Annotated in this window: 15 protein-coding genes; 8 read left to right on the top strand and 7 right to left on the bottom strand. The window is 55.9% G+C overall.

Features of this window, described 5'->3' with window-relative positions:
* Positions 1 to 20: 20 nt before the first annotated feature.
* The 6 genes from ACN9MQ_RS05010 (at position 21) to ACN9MQ_RS05035 (ending at position 6,236) form a co-directional block, all read left to right on the top strand.
* The gene (locus tag ACN9MQ_RS05010) at positions 21 to 353 is read left to right on the top strand and encodes a YbaB/EbfC family nucleoid-associated protein (protein WP_010428194.1); all 333 of its coding nucleotides are present in this window, start codon (positions 21 to 23) and stop codon (positions 351 to 353) included.
* Entirely contained in the window at positions 353 to 958 is a 606-nt protein-coding gene (recR, locus tag ACN9MQ_RS05015; RefSeq protein ID WP_006809843.1) for a recombination mediator RecR, read from the top strand. Before ACN9MQ_RS05010 ends, recR begins: the two co-directional genes overlap by 1 nt.
* A 110-nt stretch (positions 959 to 1,068) precedes the next feature.
* Positions 1,069 to 2,943, top strand: a complete 1,875-nt coding sequence (gene htpG / locus ACN9MQ_RS05020) for a molecular chaperone HtpG (RefSeq protein WP_014168914.1) — start codon at positions 1,069 to 1,071, stop codon at positions 2,941 to 2,943.
* A gap of 192 nt (positions 2,944 to 3,135) precedes the next feature.
* Positions 3,136 to 3,780 (top strand): adenylate kinase, encoded by a 645-nt coding sequence (gene adk / locus ACN9MQ_RS05025; RefSeq protein WP_006809841.1) that lies wholly within the window; start codon positions 3,136 to 3,138, stop codon positions 3,778 to 3,780.
* A gap of 125 nt (positions 3,781 to 3,905) precedes the next feature.
* The gene (gene hemH / locus ACN9MQ_RS05030) at positions 3,906 to 4,868 is read left to right on the top strand and encodes a ferrochelatase (protein WP_025204839.1); all 963 of its coding nucleotides are present in this window, start codon (positions 3,906 to 3,908) and stop codon (positions 4,866 to 4,868) included.
* 63 nt (positions 4,869 to 4,931) lie between these two features.
* Positions 4,932 to 6,236, top strand: coding sequence for an inosine/guanosine kinase (locus tag ACN9MQ_RS05035; RefSeq protein WP_020885178.1), 1,305 nt, complete (start codon positions 4,932 to 4,934; stop codon positions 6,234 to 6,236).
* 89 nt (positions 6,237 to 6,325) lie between these two features.
* Here ACN9MQ_RS05035 and ybaL read toward each other — a convergent pair whose 3' ends face one another.
* Entirely contained in the window at positions 6,326 to 8,002 is a 1,677-nt protein-coding gene (ybaL, locus tag ACN9MQ_RS05040; protein WP_014168917.1) for a YbaL family putative K(+) efflux transporter, read from the bottom strand.
* A gap of 229 nt (positions 8,003 to 8,231) precedes the next feature.
* A complete protein-coding gene (locus tag ACN9MQ_RS05045) occupies positions 8,232 to 9,440 on the bottom strand; it encodes an MFS transporter (protein ID WP_426021409.1) in 1,209 nt (402 codons plus the stop codon).
* Positions 9,441 to 9,609: 169 nt separating this feature from the next.
* Here ACN9MQ_RS05045 and ushA point away from each other — a divergent pair, with 169 nt between their 5' ends.
* Positions 9,610 to 11,262 carry a bifunctional UDP-sugar hydrolase/5'-nucleotidase UshA gene (gene ushA / locus ACN9MQ_RS05050; protein WP_014168919.1) on the top strand — a complete coding sequence of 551 codons (1,653 nt, stop codon included), beginning with the start codon at positions 9,610 to 9,612 and terminating at the stop codon, positions 11,260 to 11,262.
* An 89-nt stretch (positions 11,263 to 11,351) separates the two neighbouring features.
* Here the strand turns inward: ushA and ybaK are convergent, their stop codons facing one another.
* The 3 genes from ybaK to copA form a co-directional block, all read right to left on the bottom strand.
* Positions 11,352 to 11,831 (bottom strand): Cys-tRNA(Pro)/Cys-tRNA(Cys) deacylase YbaK, encoded by a 480-nt coding sequence (ybaK, locus tag ACN9MQ_RS05055; RefSeq protein ID WP_020885175.1) that lies wholly within the window; start codon positions 11,829 to 11,831, stop codon positions 11,352 to 11,354.
* A gap of 199 nt (positions 11,832 to 12,030) precedes the next feature.
* A complete protein-coding gene (locus tag ACN9MQ_RS05060) occupies positions 12,031 to 12,825 on the bottom strand; it encodes a TraB/GumN family protein (RefSeq protein WP_025204835.1) in 795 nt (264 codons plus the stop codon).
* A 50-nt stretch (positions 12,826 to 12,875) separates the two neighbouring features.
* Positions 12,876 to 15,374: a copper-exporting P-type ATPase CopA gene (gene copA / locus ACN9MQ_RS05065; protein WP_426021408.1), complete on the bottom strand. Its 2,499-nt coding sequence runs from the start codon at positions 15,372 to 15,374 to the stop codon at positions 12,876 to 12,878.
* Between the two features lie 108 nt (positions 15,375 to 15,482).
* On the opposite strand from copA, the gene cueR reads away from it, so the two are divergent.
* Positions 15,483 to 15,893: a Cu(I)-responsive transcriptional regulator gene (gene cueR / locus ACN9MQ_RS05070; RefSeq protein WP_014168923.1), complete on the top strand. Its 411-nt coding sequence runs from the start codon at positions 15,483 to 15,485 to the stop codon at positions 15,891 to 15,893.
* Here the strand turns inward: cueR and ACN9MQ_RS05075 are convergent.
* Both ACN9MQ_RS05075 and ACN9MQ_RS05080 read right to left on the bottom strand, forming a co-directional pair.
* A complete protein-coding gene (locus tag ACN9MQ_RS05075; RefSeq protein WP_014168924.1) occupies positions 15,884 to 16,342 on the bottom strand; it encodes an NfeD family protein in 459 nt (152 codons plus the stop codon). The two genes, cueR and ACN9MQ_RS05075, sit on opposite strands and share 10 nt — an antisense overlap.
* On the bottom strand, positions 16,339 to 17,253 hold the full coding sequence (locus ACN9MQ_RS05080) for an SPFH domain-containing protein (RefSeq protein ID WP_014168925.1): 915 nt from the start codon (positions 17,251 to 17,253) through the stop codon (positions 16,339 to 16,341). Before ACN9MQ_RS05080 ends, ACN9MQ_RS05075 begins: the two co-directional genes overlap by 4 nt.
* Between the last annotated feature and the right edge of the window lie 148 nt (positions 17,254 to 17,401).

Consider the following 17,401-nt stretch of genomic DNA (forward strand, 5'->3'; position numbering starts at 1 on the left):
GTGAAAGAAGAGAGAAGCCTATGTTTGGTGGAAAAGGCGGTCTGGGTGGCCTGATGAAGCAGGCTCAGCAGATGCAGGAAAAAATGCAGAAGATGCAGGAAGAGATCGCTCAGCTGGAAGTCACGGGTGAATCCGGTGCCGGTCTGGTCAAGGTGACCATCAACGGTGCGCATAACTGCCGTCGCGTTGAAATCGACCCAAGCCTGCTCGAAGACGACAAAGACATGCTGGAAGATCTGGTTGCAGCCGCGTTTAACGATGCTGCGCGCCGTATCGATGAAACTCAGAAAGAGAAAATGGCCTCTGTTTCCAGCGGTATGCAACTGCCGCCTGGCTTCAAGATGCCATTCTGATGCAAACCAGTCCGCTGCTCACGCAGTTAATGGAAGCACTGCGCTGTCTGCCGGGTGTCGGCCCGAAGTCGGCGCAGCGCATGGCGTTTACGCTATTGCAGCGCGACCGCAGCGGCGGGATGCGCCTGGCGCAGGCTTTGACCCGTGCCATGTCAGAAATTGGTCACTGTGCGGATTGCCGTACCTTTACCGAGCAGGACGTGTGTAACATCTGCACTAATCCGCGTCGTCAGGAAAACGGTCAGATTTGCGTGGTGGAGAGTCCGGCGGACATCTATGCCATCGAACAGACCGGGCAGTTTTCTGGCCGCTATTTTGTGCTGATGGGGCATCTCTCCCCGCTGGACGGTATTGGCCCGGACGATATCGGTCTCGATCGCCTTGAACAGCGTCTTGAGTCCGAAACGATCAAAGAGGTGATCCTCGCCACCAACCCAACGGTGGAAGGGGAAGCTACGGCTAACTACATCGCCGAATTGTGCGCACAGTATGGCGTTGACGCCAGCCGCATCGCTCACGGCGTGCCAGTGGGCGGTGAGCTGGAGATGGTGGACGGCACCACGCTGTCCCACTCTCTGGCTGGACGTCACAAGATTATTTTCTGACCAAACGGAGGCTGCAATCGCGGCCTCCGCTTGAAATTCTCCCCTCGTATCCCCATCTCTCCCTCAACGTTTTAAAACCCCATTAAATGGCATTGTTGAGGTCGACATAGATGAAAGGACAAGAAACCCGTGGTTTCCAGTCAGAAGTAAAACAGCTTCTGCACCTGATGATCCATTCCCTGTATTCCAACAAAGAAATCTTCCTGCGTGAGCTGATTTCCAACGCCTCCGATGCGGCGGACAAGCTGCGTTTCCGCGCCCTGTCTAACCCGGATCTGTACGAAGGCGACGGAGAGCTGCGCGTGCGCGTCTCTTTTGATAAAGAGAACCGTACCCTGACTATCGCCGATAACGGCATTGGTATGAACCGCGACGAGGTCATCGACCATCTCGGGACCATTGCTAAATCCGGTACCAAAGCGTTCCTCGAATCAATGGGCTCCGATCAGGCGAAAGACAGCCAGCTGATCGGCCAGTTCGGTGTGGGCTTCTACTCGGCGTTCATCGTTGCGGACAAAGTCACCGTGCGTACTCGCGCAGCAGGCGACAGTGCGGATCACGGCGTCTTCTGGGAATCTAAAGGCGAAGGCGAATACACCGTTGATGACATCACCAAAGCGGACCGCGGTACCGAAATCACCCTTCACCTGCGTGAAGGCGAAGATGATTTCCTGAATGACTGGCGCGTGCGCTCCATCATCAGCAAATACTCCGACCATATTGCCCTGCCGGTTGAGATTGAAAAACAGGAAGAGAAAGACGGTGAAACCGTGGTGTCCTGGGAGAAAATCAACAAGGCGCAGGCGCTGTGGACGCGCAATAAGTCTGAAATTAAAGACGACGAATACAACGAATTCTACAAACACATCGCCCACGACTTTACCGATCCGCTCACCTGGAGCCACAACCGTGTGGAAGGTAAGCAGGAGTACACCAGCCTGCTGTATATCCCGTCACAGGCGCCGTGGGATATGTGGAACCGCGATCACAAGCACGGTCTGAAGCTGTACGTCCAGCGCGTGTTTATCATGGATGACGCCGAGCAGTTCATGCCGAACTACCTGCGCTTTGTGCGTGGCCTGATTGACTCCAACGATCTGCCGCTGAACGTCTCCCGTGAAATTCTGCAGGACAGCACCGTCACCCGTAACCTGCGTAATGCACTGACCAAACGTGCGCTGCAGATGCTGGAAAAACTGGCGAAAGACGATGCAGAAAAATACCAGACCTTCTGGAAACAGTTCGGTCTGGTGCTGAAAGAGGGCCCTGCGGAAGATACATCCAACGTAGAAGCCATTGCTAAACTGCTGCGTTTCGCTTCCACTCACACCGACTCCTCTGCGCAGACCGTCTCGCTGGAAGAGTACGTCTCCCGCATGAAAGAAGGGCAGGAGAAGATCTACTACATCACCGCCGACAGCTACGCCGCGGCGAAGAGCAGCCCACACCTCGAGCTGCTGCGTAAGAAAGGCATCGAAGTACTGCTGCTGTCTGACCGCATCGACGAGTGGATGATGAACTACCTGACCGAGTTCGACGGTAAGGCGTTCCAGTCCGTTGCCAAAGCCGATGAGTCGATCGATAAGCTGGCCGATGAAGTGGACGAAAGCGCGAAAGAAGCGGAGAAGGCGCTGGAGCCTTTCGTTGAGCGCGTGAAAACGCTGCTGGGCGATCGCGTGAAAGAGGTGCGTTTCACTCACCGTCTGACCGATACCCCGGCCATTGTCACCACGGATGCGGATGAAATGAGCACCCAGATGGCGAAACTGTTCGCCGCGGCGGGCCAGGCGATGCCAGAAGTGAAATATATCTTCGAGCTGAACCCGGATCATCCGCTAGTGAAACGCGCGGCGGATACGCAGGACGAAGCGCGCTTTGCCGAGTGGGTTGAGCTCCTGCTGGATCAGTCTCTGCTGGCCGAGCGCGGCACGCTGGAAGATCCTAACCTGTTCATTAAACGTGTGAATGCGCTGCTGCTGGCGTAATTGACTCGCCTCCCCCTGGTCTTCTCCCTCTCCTGTGGGAGAGGACCGGGGGAGGGCACCAGACCGTTCCTTCCCGTTAATCTCCCTTCATTAACCGTTTCAGCCCGCCTGCCTTCCTTGAGCCATATCCGTTCTGGTGGTATTGTTTAGCGCTTTTGAAAAATTGAATCGACTTTTGAGGGGATTTTCGCAATGCGTATTATTCTGCTTGGCGCTCCGGGCGCGGGTAAAGGAACTCAGGCTCAGTTCATCATGGAGAAATACGGTATTCCGCAAATCTCCACCGGTGATATGCTGCGCGCCGCTGTTAAATCTGGCTCCGAGCTGGGTAAACAAGCGAAAGATATCATGGACGCAGGCAAGCTGGTGACCGACGAGCTGGTTATCGCTCTGGTCAAAGAGCGCATTGCTCAGGAAGACTGCCGTAACGGTTTCCTGCTGGACGGCTTCCCACGTACCATTCCTCAGGCTGATGCCATGAAAGAAGCGGGCATCAACGTGGACTACGTGCTCGAGTTCGACGTGCCGGACGAGCTGATCGTTGACCGTATTGTTGGTCGTCGCGTACACGCTGCCTCTGGCCGTGTTTACCACATCAAATTCAACCCGCCTAAGGTTGAAGGTAAAGATGACGTTACCGGTGAAGAGCTGACCACCCGTAAAGACGATCAGGAAGAGACCGTGCGTAAACGTCTGGTGGAATACCATCAGATGACCGCTCCGCTGATCGGTTATTACACCAAAGAAGCGCAGGCGGGTAACACCAAATACGCGAAAGTTGATGGCACCAAAGCCGTTGCTGACGTTCGTGCAGAGCTGGAAAAAATCCTCGGCTAATTGCACCTCTCTCACCCGGGCTCTCCGGGTGAGAAAAATTCTCATCTTACCTATTGCAGCAATGGGTTTCGTTTAAACGCTTTTCCGCTACAATTGAAAACCATTCAAATGGTTAAGAGGCGTGAATGAGTCAGGCGAAAACCGGCATCCTGCTTGCCAATCTGGGTACACCAGATGCACCGACATCAGAAGCGGTAAAACGCTACCTGCGACAATTTTTAAGCGACACGCGCGTCGTGGATACCCCAAGACTGTTGTGGTGGCCGCTGCTGCGTGGCGTCATTCTGCCGATTCGTGCCCCACGTGTCGCAAAGCTTTATCAGTCCGTCTGGATGGAAGAGGGCTCACCGCTGATGGTGTATAGCCGTCGGCAGGAAAAAGCGCTGGCTGCCCGTCTGCCGGATATGCCCGTCGCGCTGGGCATGAGCTACGGTAAACCGTCACTGGAAAGCGCGGTCGACTCGCTGCTGGCGCAGGGCGTCGACCACATTGTGGTGCTCGCCCTTTATCCGCAGTATTCCTGCTCGACGGTTGCCGCCGTCTGGGATGAGCTGGCTCGTATTCTGGCGACCCGCCGCCGTATTCCTGGCGTGACCTTTATTCGCGATTACGCCGATAACGAACGCTATATTAAAGCGCTTGCCAGTAGCGCGCGCGCGTCGTTTGAAAAACATGGCGAGCCGGATCTGCTGTTGCTCTCCTATCACGGGATCCCGCAGCGCTTCGCCAATGAAGGGGATGATTACCCGCAGCGCTGCCGCGATACTACCCGTGAGCTGGTCTCAGCCCTCGGCCTGCCGCCAGAGAAAGTGATGATGACCTTCCAGTCGCGTTTTGGTCGCGAGCCGTGGTTAACGCCTTACACCGACGAAACCCTCAAAATGCTCGGTGAGAAGGGCGTGAAACATATTCAGGTGATGTCACCCGGTTTCTCCGCCGACTGTCTGGAAACGCTGGAAGAGATTGCCGTGCAGAACAGAGAGTTCTTCCTCGAGGCGGGCGGAACGAAATATGAATACATTCCGGCCCTTAACGACTCGCCTGAGCATATCGAGATGATGGTGTCACTGGTGACAAACAGCCGCTGATCGCACTATGGGCCGGGTTTGTGCTACCATTCCCGGCCCATAATCCTTGCACAGTTCAGACCCATGAAATTTCCCGGTAAACGCAAATCTAAACACTACTTTCCCGTTGATGCCCGCGATCCGCTCCTGCAGCAAATCCAGCCGGAAAATGAAACCAGCGCCGCATGGGTCGTCGGTATCGATCAGACGCTGGTCGACATTGAAGCTAAAGTGGATGATGCGTTTGTCGCTCGTTACGGTCTGAGCGCCGGTCACTCGCTGGTGATTGAGGACGATGTTGCCGAAGCCCTGTATCAGGAGCTGACGCGCGAAAACCTGATCACCCATCAGTTTGCCGGTGGCACTATCGGCAACACCATGCACAACTACTCGGTGCTTGCCGACGACCGCTCTGTGTTATTGGGCGTCATGTGTAGCAACATCGAAATTGGTGGCTACGCCTACCGTTACCTGTGCAATACCTCCAGCCGCACCGATCTGAACTACCTTCAGGGCGTTGACGGGCCGATTGGCCGCTGCTTCACGCTGATCAGCGATTCCGGCGAACGTACCTTTGCCATCAGCCCCGGGCACATGAATAAGCTGCGTGCAGAGAGCATTCCGGAAGCGGTGATAGCGGGTGCGTCTGCACTGGTGCTGACGTCGTATCTGGTGCGCTGTAAACCCGGCGAGCCGATGCCGGAAGCCACCATGAAAGCGATTGAGTACGCGAAGAAATACAATGTGCCGGTCGTTCTGACGCTGGGCACCAAATTCGTGATAGCCGACAACCCCGAGTGGTGGCAGGCCTTCCTGAAGGAACACGTCTCGATTCTGGCGATGAACGAAGAAGAGGCTGAAGCGTTGACCGGCGAGAGCGATCCGCTGCTGGCCTCCGATAAAGCGCTCGACTGGGTCGATCTGGTGCTCTGCACTGCCGGACCGGTAGGGCTGTATATGGCAGGCTTCACGGAAGAAGAGAGCAAACGCAAAACGCAGCATCCACTGCTGCCAGGCGCCATTGCCGAGTTTAACCAGTACGAGTTCAGCCGCGCGATTCGCCATAAAGATTGCGAAAACCCGCTGCGTATTTACTCCCACATCGCACCGTATATGGGCGGGCCAGAAAAGATCATGAACACCAATGGCGCGGGAGATGGCGCACTGGCGGCGCTGCTGCATGACATCACTGCGAATGCCTACCATAAAACCAACGTCCCGAATTCCAGCAAGCACAAATTCAACTGGCTCACCTATTCGTCGCTGGCGCAGGTGTGTAAGTACGCGAACCGCGTGAGTTATCAGGTGCTGAATCAGCACTCGCCGCGCTTAACCCGCGGTCTGCCGGAAAGGGAAGATAGCCTCGAAGAAGCCTACTGGGACCGATAAAGGCAAAACGGCAACCTTGCGGTTGCCGTATTCGTGTTTGTACCCTCTTCCGGTGGGGGAGGGTCAGTCAGGGGCTGCAGGAGGCACACTTACCCCGTCACCACCTCGTCAACCGGCGGCTTCGTTAACAGCGTCAGCATCGCTTTTGCAATTTCGCGTTCACCCATCACCACCTGATCCGCACCACGTTCGGTAATGTACTCCACCTCATCGTCATAATGGGCGCGGGCAATGATCTCAATATTCGGGCACTTCTCACGTGCGGACGCCACAATTTCACCCGCTTCATAGCCGTTTGGAATGGTCAGCAGCAGCCAGCGCGCGCAGTCCAGATGCGCGAGATTCATGATCTCTTCGTTTGCCGCATTACCCAACACCGCGCGAACGCCGCGCTCGCGCAGCTCGTCGACGCGGGTACGTGATGTTTCAATCACCACCAGCGGGATCCCCTGCGCCATCAGCTTCTCACCGAGCAGGCTTCCTACGCGGCCAAAGCCGACCAGCAGGGCATGATTGCAAATATCCACCGGGATCTGCTTCTCTTCTTCGATAGCTTCTTCCAGCGTCTGCTCTTCCAGCGTTTCGGTTTTATCGAGGTATTTTTCCAGCAATGCAAACAGGACCGGGTTCAGCATGATGGAGAGGATCGCTCCGGCGAGGACCAGATTTTGCCCGGCCTGCGGCAGCAGATTCAGCGCCATACCCAGGCCCGCCAGAATAAAGGCGAACTCACCAATCTGCGCCAGGCTGGCGGCGATGGTCAGAGCCGTACGCGGCGAGTGGCCAAACATCCGCACCAGGAAGAAGGCGGCAACCGACTTACCAAAGATAATAATCGCCAGGGTGCCCATCACGGCCAGCGGCTGCTGAACCAGAACCATCGGATCAAACAGCATCCCGACGGAGACAAAGAACAGGACGGCGAAGGCGTCGCGCAGCGGCAGCGTATCGTGCGCCGCACGGTGGCTCAGCTCTGATTCGTTCAGCACCATCCCGGCGAAGAACGCGCCCAGTGCAAAGGAGACGTCGAACAGTTCTACGGCCCCAAAGGCAATCCCCAGCGCCAGGGCAAGGACAGACAGGGTAAACAACTCACGGGAGCCGGTGGCCGCGCTGCGGGACAGGATCCACGGCACCAGACGGCGGCCCACCAGCATCATAATGGTGATAAACGCCACCACTTTCCCGATGGTGATGCTCATGTCCAGCGCCAATGTCGCAAAGCCGACGCTCTCTTTTTCCATCATACCGGCGACGGCAGGCAGCAACACCAGCGTCAGCACCATCACCAGGTCTTCCACAATCAGCCAGCCTATCGCGATTTGTCCGCGCTGGCTGTCGATAAGCTGCCTCTCCTCAAGCGCGCGCAGCAGTACGACGGTACTGGCGGTTGAAAGACACAGCCCAAAGACGATACCGGTCATCAGCGACCAGCCAAGCACTGTCGAAAGCGCCATTCCCAGCAGCGTCGCTACGGCTATCTGTGCGATCGCTCCCGGTATGGCGATCGACTTTACCGCCATCAGATCCTTGAGTGAGAAATGCAGACCCACGCCAAACATCAGCAGAATCACGCCTAATTCCGCCAGTTCGGGCGCCAGTTTGGTATCCGCCACGAAACCTGGCGTAAAGGGACCCGCCAGCACACCCGCTAACAAATAGCCCACCAGAGGCGAAATACGCAGTTTATTGGCAATCATGCCGAGGATAAAAGCGAGCACAAGTCCACCAACAATGGTGGTGATAAGCGGTGTGGCGTGATGCATTCCGTCTCCTTTCGTTGTGGGTGTTCCATTTGGTTAAAAAACCAAAAACCGAGTAATAGTTTATGACAATTTTTGCCGTTATGTTTATGAATAATTGTTGAAGTTTGAATAAAACAGCAATATGCGTGTAAAAAAGCGCATTTTGATAAATTAGGCGGGGGAATGGAGAAGAAACCCTTATGGCATCAGGGTGTCAGGTCGCCAAAGTAAAACTTTAGCGACCGTTATATTACGCTTTATGGCGGTTATCAGGAAGAAATATGGTCAACATCCCCAGAAGCGGCAGGAAAGCACAGATTTTATAGACCAGGAAGATACTGGTGTGGTCGGCAATCATGCCCAGCACTGCCGCACCAAGGCCGCCCATGCCGAAAGCAAAACCGAAAAAGAGTCCGGAAACCATACCAATACGGCCTGGCAGCAGCTCCTGCGCGTAAACAAGGATGGCGGAAAACGCCGAGGCGAGGATAAACCCAATAATCACGGTCAAAATCCCCGTCCACTCCAGGCTTGCATACGGCAAAATAAGGGTAAACGGGGCCACGCCGAGGATAGAGCCCCAAATGACGTATTTGCGCCCGATTTTATCGCCCACAGGCCCGCCAATAACCGTCCCTGCAGCCACCGCAAACAAGAAGGCAAACAGGTGAAACTGGGCGTTTTGGACCGATAATCCGAATTTTTGCATCAGGTAAAAGGTGTAATAGCTGCTGATGCTCGCCATATAGAAGTATTTCGAGAAAATCAGCACCAGAAGCACGGAGACGGCCAGAATGACCTTATCGCGAGGAAGGGGATTGATAACCTTCGCTTTAGGCTTACCTTTGTTCACGCGATGCTGCGCGGCATACCAGCGGCTGATCTGAATCAGCACGATAATCGCCAGCAAGGCTGCCAGCACAAACCACGCCACGTTACCCTTGCCGTACGGAGCGATGATCACCGCTGCCAGCAGTGGGCCGAGGGAGCTGCCAAAGTTACCGCCCACCTGAAAGAGCGATTGCGCCAGCCCGTGACGGCCCCCGGAGGCCATGCGCGCCACGCGTGAGGACTCCGGGTGAAAGACCGACGACCCCGTGCCCACCAGCGCGGCGGCAATCAGCACTGCTTCAAAGCTGCCTGCCATTGCCAGCAGCACCAGCCCGCTCAAGGTAAAACACATGCCAATCGGTAGCGACCACGGCATAGGATATTTATCCGTCCAGTAGCCCACGACCGGTTGCAGAAGTGAGGAGGCCAGCTGGAAGGTCAGGGTGATCATCCCGATCTGCACGAACGTTAATGAAAACTCGGACTGCAGCAGCGGGTAGATCGCGAGAATCAACGACTGGATCATGTCGTTGAGCAGATGTGAAAGGCTGATTGCGCCTAACACTTTAAACGAGGTGCGCGACGCCGGAGCGCCAGACACGGGCTGGGTTGATTCACTGATTGCCATAGAGATGAATACCACGTCTTTTGTTATTAGAAATGCAGGGTGTAATTATTATCCAACTAACATACCCGGCAGTGACATTTGAATAAAGTCGCAATTCTGAAAACTTATTTGTCTATTCTTATTAGTCACTGTAATTTTTGCCTTTGTCTATTGGTCAGGGAGAGAGAAGATGAAGTTAATGAAGCGGAGCGTCGCGCTGGCGCTGATCGCCGCCTGGGGTCTGGTTAGCCTGCCCGTGCAGGCCTATGAAAAAGATAAAACCTATAAAATCACCATTCTGCATACCAACGATCACCACGGCCATTTCTGGCGCAGTGAATACGGCGAATACGGTCTGTCGGCACAAAAAACGCTGGTGGATGGCATTCGTAAAGAGGTGGCAGCCCAGGGGGGCAGCGTACTGCTGCTCTCGGGGGGCGATATCAATACCGGTGTGCCGGAATCTGATTTACAGGATGCGGAGCCTGATTTCCGCGGCATGAATCTTATTGGCTACGATGCGATGGCCGTCGGTAACCATGAATTCGATAACCCGCTGACGGTGCTGCGCCAGCAGGAAAAATGGGCCAAATTCCCGTTCCTCTCTGCCAACATCTACCAGAAAAGCACCGGTGAGCGACTGTTCAAACCCTGGGCGCTGTTTAAGCGTCAGGATCTGAAAATTGCGGTCATCGGGTTAACCACCGACGATACGGCGAAAATCGGCAACCCTGAGTTCTTTACCGATATCGAATTCCGTAAACCGGCAGACGAAGCGAAGCTGGTCATCCAGGAATTGCAGCAGAACGAAAAGCCGGATGTCATTATTGCCACCACCCATATGGGCCACTATGACAACGGTGAGCACGGCTCGAATGCGCCGGGTGACGTGGAGATGGCTCGCAGCCTGCCTGCGGGCTCGCTGGCGATGATTGTGGGCGGTCATTCACAAGACCCGGTCTGCATGGCGTCAGAGAATAAAAAGCAGGTCGACTACGTGCCAGGCACGCCGTGTGCTCCGGACCGTCAGAACGGTATCTGGATTGTGCAGGCGCACGAGTGGGGTAAATACGTGGGGCGTGCGGACTTTGAGTTCCGTAACGGCGAGATGAAGCTGGTGCACTATCAGCTCATTCCGGTCAACCTGAAGAAGAAAGTGACTTACCCTGACGGGAAAAGTGAGCGCGTACTCTACACCCCAGAAATTGCTGAGAACGCGCAGATGCTCTCCCTGCTGACGCCCTTCCAGAATAAAGGCAAGGCGCAGCTGGACGTGAAGATTGGTACGCTGAATGGTCGTCTGGAAGGGGACCGCAGCAAAGTTCGCTTTGTGCAGACCAATATGGGGCATCTGGTGCTGGCGGCACAAATGGCGCGCACAAATGCCGATTTTGGTGTGATGAGCGGCGGCGGCATCCGTGATTCCATCGAAGGCGGAAACATCACCTATAAAGATGTGCTGAAGGTTCAGCCGTTCGGTAACATCGTGGTGTATGTCGACATGAGCGGTAAAGAGGTGATTGACTATCTCACCGCCGTGGCGCAGATGAAGCCGGACTCCGGCGCTTATCCGCAGTTTGCCAACGTCAGCTTTGTGGCGAAGGACGGCAAGCTCAACGACCTCAAAATCAAAGGCGAGCCGGTCGACCCTGCCAAAACCTACCGCATGGCAACATTAAGCTTTAACGCCACCGGTGGTGACGGTTATCCGCATATCGACAATAAACCGGGCTATGTGAATACCGGGTTTATCGATGCGGAAGTGCTGAAGCAGTTCATCGAGCAGAATTCACCGATCGACGTGAATACCTACGAGCCGAAAGGCGAGGTGAGCTGGCAGTAGTGCGGTTTTGAGCCGGGGGGCGGCTACGCCTGACCCGGCCTGTATGAGAATCGTCGGCCCGGTAAGCACAGTGCCTCCGGGCCACTTCCTCAATCCCGTCGCGCAATATCCGCAAATGTCGCGTCCAGTATTTTCGCCAGATCGCCTGCGGACAGTTCAATATCCAGCCCGCGTTTGCCGCCGGAAATATAAATAGTGTCGAAGGTCTGCGAAGGGGCATCAATCAGCGTCGGCAGGCGTTTTTTCTGCCCGAGCGGGCTGATACCGCCAACAAGGTAGCCGGTAGTGCGTTGCGCAACCATCGGATCGGCCATATCCACCTTCTTTGCCCCCAGCGCTTTGGCCACTTTCTTGAGATCCAGCTGCCCGGCAACAGGCGTTACCGCGACGGCGAGGTGTTTCATATCACCGTTCACCGCCACCAGCAGCGTCTTATAAACCCGATCGGCGTTCAGCCCCAGTTTGCGCACCACTTCATCACCAAAATTCGTTTCGCTGGGATCGTGATCGTAGGTGTGGATCCGAAAGGGAATGTTGTTTTTTTCGAGTAATTTAACGGCGGGAGTCATAGCTATCCTTCTTACGACAGACAATTCATGCTGACAGCATACGCCTGACGTTTGTCTAAAAAATAGCACCATCTTGCGCAATAGTATTGGCAGTGATGGTCACTTTGAGCGACAATCGGCTCAACCGAAGGTCTCCTTCGGCATAATAAAAACGATGAAATTCCTCTTTGACGGGCCAATAGAAATATTGGCCATTTTTTTATTTCAGCAGTGACGGCAAATTCCCTTCTCCGTACAAATGTAACGCCCCGACAGCGACCACGTAACGCCCAGCAGGCAACGCATGTAACGTCTGCTGCCAGGCTTTGTTGCGCTCGTTCATCAGCACATCATACAACGATTCACTGAACGTCGACGGCAGCGCCAGTTTACCGTCCGTGGGCGGCGCATTCAGCCACCAGCCGATCATCGTTTGCAACAGGCGCGCGTTGGTGTGCCAGTGAGTCAGGGTATCATCCAGCAGCATCAGCCCATCATCAGGAAGCTGGCGCAGCAGGGCTATCTGGCTGTCCGTGCCTTCGAGCTCAATGACTGACAAATGGCGTGCTCTCGCGGCATTCAACAGCTGGTAATCAATACCGTAATCCCCGCGTAGCCCCAGACGCTGCGCCTGGGTCGCCTGCAGGACCATCGCGATTTGCCACAGCGGCAGTGTGTCCAGCATGGAGAGCGACACGCCCGTCTCATCTGCGACGCGCGTCAGTTCAGCAAACTGCGTGTCGTTCAGACGTTCAGCCAGGGGGAGATCGCTTTCGAGGCCGGCAAACGGTGACGTCTGGCCCGAAATATCCGCTTCAACGACCAGCGCATCGGCGCTCTTCAGCAGTTTCATCAGACCGGCTGGCAGCGGGGACATATCCTGCGTGCCCATATGGATGCTGCCCACCAGGTGAAGGTGCTGCCCGCCGGGAAGCGAGATGTCCATGCCGGGCCAGGCATAACGGCGGGGGAAGAGGGCGCGAAACGATGTTTTTATACGATTAAACAGACTCATACGCGCTCCATAAACGGAAAGGTTCATGCTAGCGCGTAGGAGAAGAAGGTTCAATCTTTCGGTTTAAACCGCAACAACCGGTTTGCGTTGCTCACCACGGTAATGGACGAGAGTGCCATCGCCGCACCCGCGACAACCGGGTTCAGCAGCGTGCCGGTCAGCGGCCACAAAATACCGGCGGCAATCGGGATACCGAGCGTGTTGTAGACGAAGGCACCCAGCAGGTTCTGCTTCATGTTGCGCAAGGTGGCTTTTGAAATCGCCAGCGCGTCCGCAACGCCCATCAGGCTGTGACGCATCAGGGTGATGGCGGCCGTCTCAATGGCGACATCGCTACCGCCCCCCATCGCAATACCCACTTCCGCCTGTGCCAGCGCCGGCGCATCGTTAATCCCGTCACCGACCATCGCCACCTGGCGACCCTGGCTTTGCAGCGTCTTGATGGCGTCTGCTTTGCCGTCAGGTAACACCCCGGCAATGACCTCGTCAATCCCTGCTTCCCGGGCGATGGCGTTCGCCGTCACAGGATTATCCCCGGTCAACATCACCAGGCGATAGCCCGCACGATGCAGGCGTTGCAACGCCTGCACGCTGTCCTGACGTAGCGGATCGCGAATTGCCAGCAGCGCCGCGGCCTTGCCATCAACGGCAAGCAGAACCGGGGTTGCGCCCTGAGAGGCTTGATCTTTCAGGTCTTGTTCCAGGGCGGAGGTCTCAACGCCGTGCTCCTTCAGCAGTGCCTGATTCCCCAGCAGCAGCGTGTGCCCTTCGGCGGTACCGCTAACGCCTAAACCGCGCAGGGTACGGAAATTGCTCACCTGCGGCAGGCTGGCATTCCCGGCTTTCTCAATAATGGCATGGGCCAGCGGATGGCTGGAGCCTTGTTCAAGCGCCCCGGCGAGACGCAGCGCGTCTTCCTGCGTGATGCCTGCGGTAATCACGGCCACTACCTGCGGTTTCCCTTCCGTCAGCGTGCCGGTTTTATCAAACACCAGCGTGTCCAGCGTGCTCGCCCGCTGCAACGCATCGGCATCCCGTACCAGCACGCCAAATTCAGCGGCACGGCCTACGCCTGAGATGATCGACATTGGCGTGGCAAGACCGAGCGCGCAAGGACAGGCAATGATCAGCACCGTGGTGGCAATCACCAGGGTATAAACAATTTGCGGTGCCGGGCCGAAGACATACCAGATAGCCGCGCTCAGCAGCGCGATACCGACCACGACCGGCACAAAAATGGCGGAGATTTTATCGGCCAGCTGACCAATTTCCGGCTTACTGCTCTGTGCCTGACGCACCATGCGAATAATGCGTGACAGCGTGGTATGGCTGCCGACCGCACTGGCGGTGAAAAGCACGCTACCGTCCTGCACCACCGTACCGGCATGAATGGCATCGCCCTGGGCTTTCTGTTGCGGGACGGGTTCGCCGGTCAGCATCGCTTCGTCAAACCAGGCTTCGCCCTGAGTGATTTCACCGTCGACGGGAACGCGGTCGCCGGTGGTCAGGCGCAGCGTCATGCCGGGTTGAACTTCAGCCAATGGGACATTTTTTTCACCTGCATCCGTCACGACGCGCGCGGTCGGTGGGGTTAAATCCAGCAGGCGCTCCAGCGCTTTGGAGGAGCGCTGACGGGCGCGCGCTTCAAGCATATGGCCGAGGTTAATCAGGCCGATAATCATCGCGCTCGCTTCATAATAGAGATGACGCGCTTCCATCGGGAACCACTGGGGCCAGACGTTGACGCTCATGGAGTACAGCCACGCCGCACCCGTGCCGAGTGCGACAAGGGTATCCATCGTCGCGGTGCGATTTTTCAGGCTTTTCCAGGCGCTGGAGTAGAAGTGACCGCCTGCGAAGACCATCACGGCAAGCGTAATCAACCCAATGACCAGCCACAGCGTGCGGTTATCGTCGGTGACCATCATATTGTCACCGATCATACCCCACACCATGACCGGCACCCCAACCAGCAGCGCGACGATGGCCTGCCAGCGGAAGCGTTTCATGGTGGCGACGGCCGTTTCCTGCTGGCGTTCACGACGTTTGAGGTCATCTTCGATGGCCTCTGCGCCGTAGCCCGCTTTTTCAACGGCCTGCACTAAATCTGCGGCGGAGGCACTGCCCATCACCAGCGCAGTACGCTCCGCAAGATTGACCCGTGCCTGCGCGACACCCGGTACAGCCTGCAAGGCATTTTGTACCCGGGAGACGCAGCTGGCGCAGCTCATGCCGTTGATCAGCAGCTGTTGGCTGTCATCAATATCATCAGCTACCGGAAGCTCAGGAGTGGCCGCTGTCAGTGCTTCCGACGGGGATGATGACTCTGCCAGCGGTTTAGCCTTTGGGTGGCTCAGCTCCGCCCCATAACCAGCCTGTTTGATCGTATCAATCAGCGCATCCGCACTGGCGCTACCGGTGACGGCGGCGTGATCAAGGGTCACTTCAGCGCTGTCTACATCAGGACGCTGTTCCAGACTTTCTTTAACGCGTTTGACACAGTGGCCGCAGGAGAGGCCGTCCAGTGTCAGGTCAATAGTGTGAGACATAACAAAACTCCCGTATAATGATCTGGTCAGATGTTGACCGGCATAACGCTTTTCGCTAACTGTTATGAAGGTTAAACCTTCCATCAAGGGGAAGGTCAAGGGGGAAATGTGAATATCAGTGATGTTGCGAAAAAAACCGGATTGACCAGCAAAGCGATCCGTTTTTATGAAGAGAAGGGGCTGGTGACACCGCCGCTGCGCAGTGAAAATGGCTACCGCAGTTATACGCAACTGCATCTTGATGAACTGACGCTGCTGCGCCAGGCGCGGCAGGTGGGATTTAACCTTGAAGAGTGCGGCGAGCTGGTCACCTTATTCAACGATCCGGCACGCCATAGCGCAGACGTGAAAAAACGAACGCTGGAGAAAGTGGCTGAGATTGAACGCCACATTACCGAGTTACAGGCGATGCGTCAGCAGCTTCTGGCGCTGGCGGAATCCTGTCCGGGGGATGACAGCGCCGACTGCCCGATTATCGATAATCTGTCCGGCTGCTGTCATCGTAAGGCTCATGCCTGACAGGCTTTAACCCGCAGGGTTATTCCTTCCACCGCAATGACCTCAACCTGCGTGCCGGCGCTGAGGTCATCGTCGGCCACCACGGGCCATGAACTGTCGCCCACGCGCATATGTCCGCGCCCGTTAACCAGCGCCGTATCAAGCGTAAAACGTTTGCCGACAATCTGCTGACCGCGCTGATTGAGGTGGGCGTCGAGCGGTTTCTGTTCTGTCACCTGGCGGTTAAGCCAGCGCCACCACAGCCAGGCGGCCAACAGCGTCAGCACGGCAAATAACGCCCCCTGCCACGCCCAGTCCAGGGGCAGTAGCCAGACCACTAACCCGGTAATGACAGCGGCAACACCGCTCCAGAGCAGGTAACCGTTGCCGCCAAGCATCTCCGCGGCCAGCAATAAGCCACCGAGGCTTAGCCAGAATGCATGAGGATGTGCGACGATTAGCTCAATCATTTTTTGCGCTCGTTTCCGCTGTCTTTGATAAGTTCCGTGATCCCGGCGATGGAGCCCATCAGGCTGCTGGCATCCAGCGGCATCATCACCACTTTGCTGTTGTTCGCGGAGCCAATCTCTTTCAGCGCGTCAGTGTATTTTTGCGCAACAAAGTAGTTCACCGCCTGGATATCACCTGCTGCAATTGCTTCAGAGACCATCTGGGTGGCGCGGGCTTCCGCTTCTGCAGAACGTTCACGGGCTTCCGCCTGTAAGAAGGCAGACTGGCGTTCACCTTCCGCTTTCAGGATCTGCGACTGTTTTTCCCCTTCGGCTTTCAGGATCTCTGCCTGCCGTACCCCTTCAGCTTCCAGAATGTAGGCGCGTTTGGTCCGTTCCGCTTTCATCTGTGCGTTCATGGAGGCGATCAGCTCTGCCGGTGGACGCACGTCGCGGATCTCAATACGGGTAACTTTGATCCCCCACGGGTTGGTGGCCTCGTCGACAATGTGCAGCAGGCGGGTGTTAATGCTGTCGCGCTGAGAGAGCATCTCGTCCAGCTCCATTGAACCGAGCACGGTACGAATGTTGGTCATCGTCAGATTTACGATAGCCAGCTCCAGATTGCTGACTTCATAGGCCGCTTTTGGGGCATCAATAACCTGAATAAAACAGACCGCATCAATGGTGACGTTGGCGTTATCCTTGGAGATCACTTCCTGGGAAGGAATATCCAGCACCTGTTCCATCATATTGATTTTACGTCCAATCCTGTCCATGAAAGGGACAATCAGGCTTAAACCCGGCTGGAGCGTGTTGGTGTAGCGGCCAAAGCGTTCAACGGTCCACTGATACCCCTGTGGGACAATTTTGACGCCAGCGCCGACAATAACCAGCGCAACGAAAATAAGGACAGGTATAACGATAAGCATAAAAACCTCCTGTTTTGCATGCTGTGACGAAGGGAACTGCGTGTGTGTTATAAGTCAGTATATCGGCTATCGGACTGAAATTCGCCCCTGTAAAGAAGGGGGCGCGACGAATACCGGTAAAACCTTTACTCCAGCCATCGACACACCC

This window comes from Enterobacter sp. R-25 (assembly GCF_049913205.1).
In the GTDB taxonomy this organism is placed as follows: Bacteria; Pseudomonadota; Gammaproteobacteria; order Enterobacterales; family Enterobacteriaceae; genus Enterobacter; species Enterobacter ludwigii.

Coding starts and splice junctions, on each gene's coding strand:
- ACN9MQ_RS05010 (WP_010428194.1), top strand. CDS start 21: ATGTTTGGTGGAAAAGGCGGTCTGGGTGGCCTGATGAAGCAGGCTCAG.
- recR (WP_006809843.1), top strand. CDS start 353: ATGCAAACCAGTCCGCTGCTCACGCAGTTAATGGAAGCACTGCGCTGT.
- htpG (WP_014168914.1), top strand. CDS start 1,069: ATGAAAGGACAAGAAACCCGTGGTTTCCAGTCAGAAGTAAAACAGCTT.
- adk (WP_006809841.1), top strand. CDS start 3,136: ATGCGTATTATTCTGCTTGGCGCTCCGGGCGCGGGTAAAGGAACTCAG.
- hemH (WP_025204839.1), top strand. CDS start 3,906: ATGAGTCAGGCGAAAACCGGCATCCTGCTTGCCAATCTGGGTACACCA.
- ACN9MQ_RS05035 (WP_020885178.1), top strand. CDS start 4,932: ATGAAATTTCCCGGTAAACGCAAATCTAAACACTACTTTCCCGTTGAT.
- ybaL (WP_014168917.1), bottom strand. CDS start 8,002: ATGCATCACGCCACACCGCTTATCACCACCATTGTTGGTGGACTTGTG.
- ACN9MQ_RS05045 (WP_426021409.1), bottom strand. CDS start 9,440: ATGGCAATCAGTGAATCAACCCAGCCCGTGTCTGGCGCTCCGGCGTCG.
- ushA (WP_014168919.1), top strand. CDS start 9,610: ATGAAGTTAATGAAGCGGAGCGTCGCGCTGGCGCTGATCGCCGCCTGG.
- ybaK (WP_020885175.1), bottom strand. CDS start 11,831: ATGACTCCCGCCGTTAAATTACTCGAAAAAAACAACATTCCCTTTCGG.
- ACN9MQ_RS05060 (WP_025204835.1), bottom strand. CDS start 12,825: ATGAGTCTGTTTAATCGTATAAAAACATCGTTTCGCGCCCTCTTCCCC.
- copA (WP_426021408.1), bottom strand. CDS start 15,374: ATGTCTCACACTATTGACCTGACACTGGACGGCCTCTCCTGCGGCCAC.
- ACN9MQ_RS05075 (WP_014168924.1), bottom strand. CDS start 16,342: ATGATTGAGCTAATCGTCGCACATCCTCATGCATTCTGGCTAAGCCTC.
- ACN9MQ_RS05080 (WP_014168925.1), bottom strand. CDS start 17,253: ATGCTTATCGTTATACCTGTCCTTATTTTCGTTGCGCTGGTTATTGTC.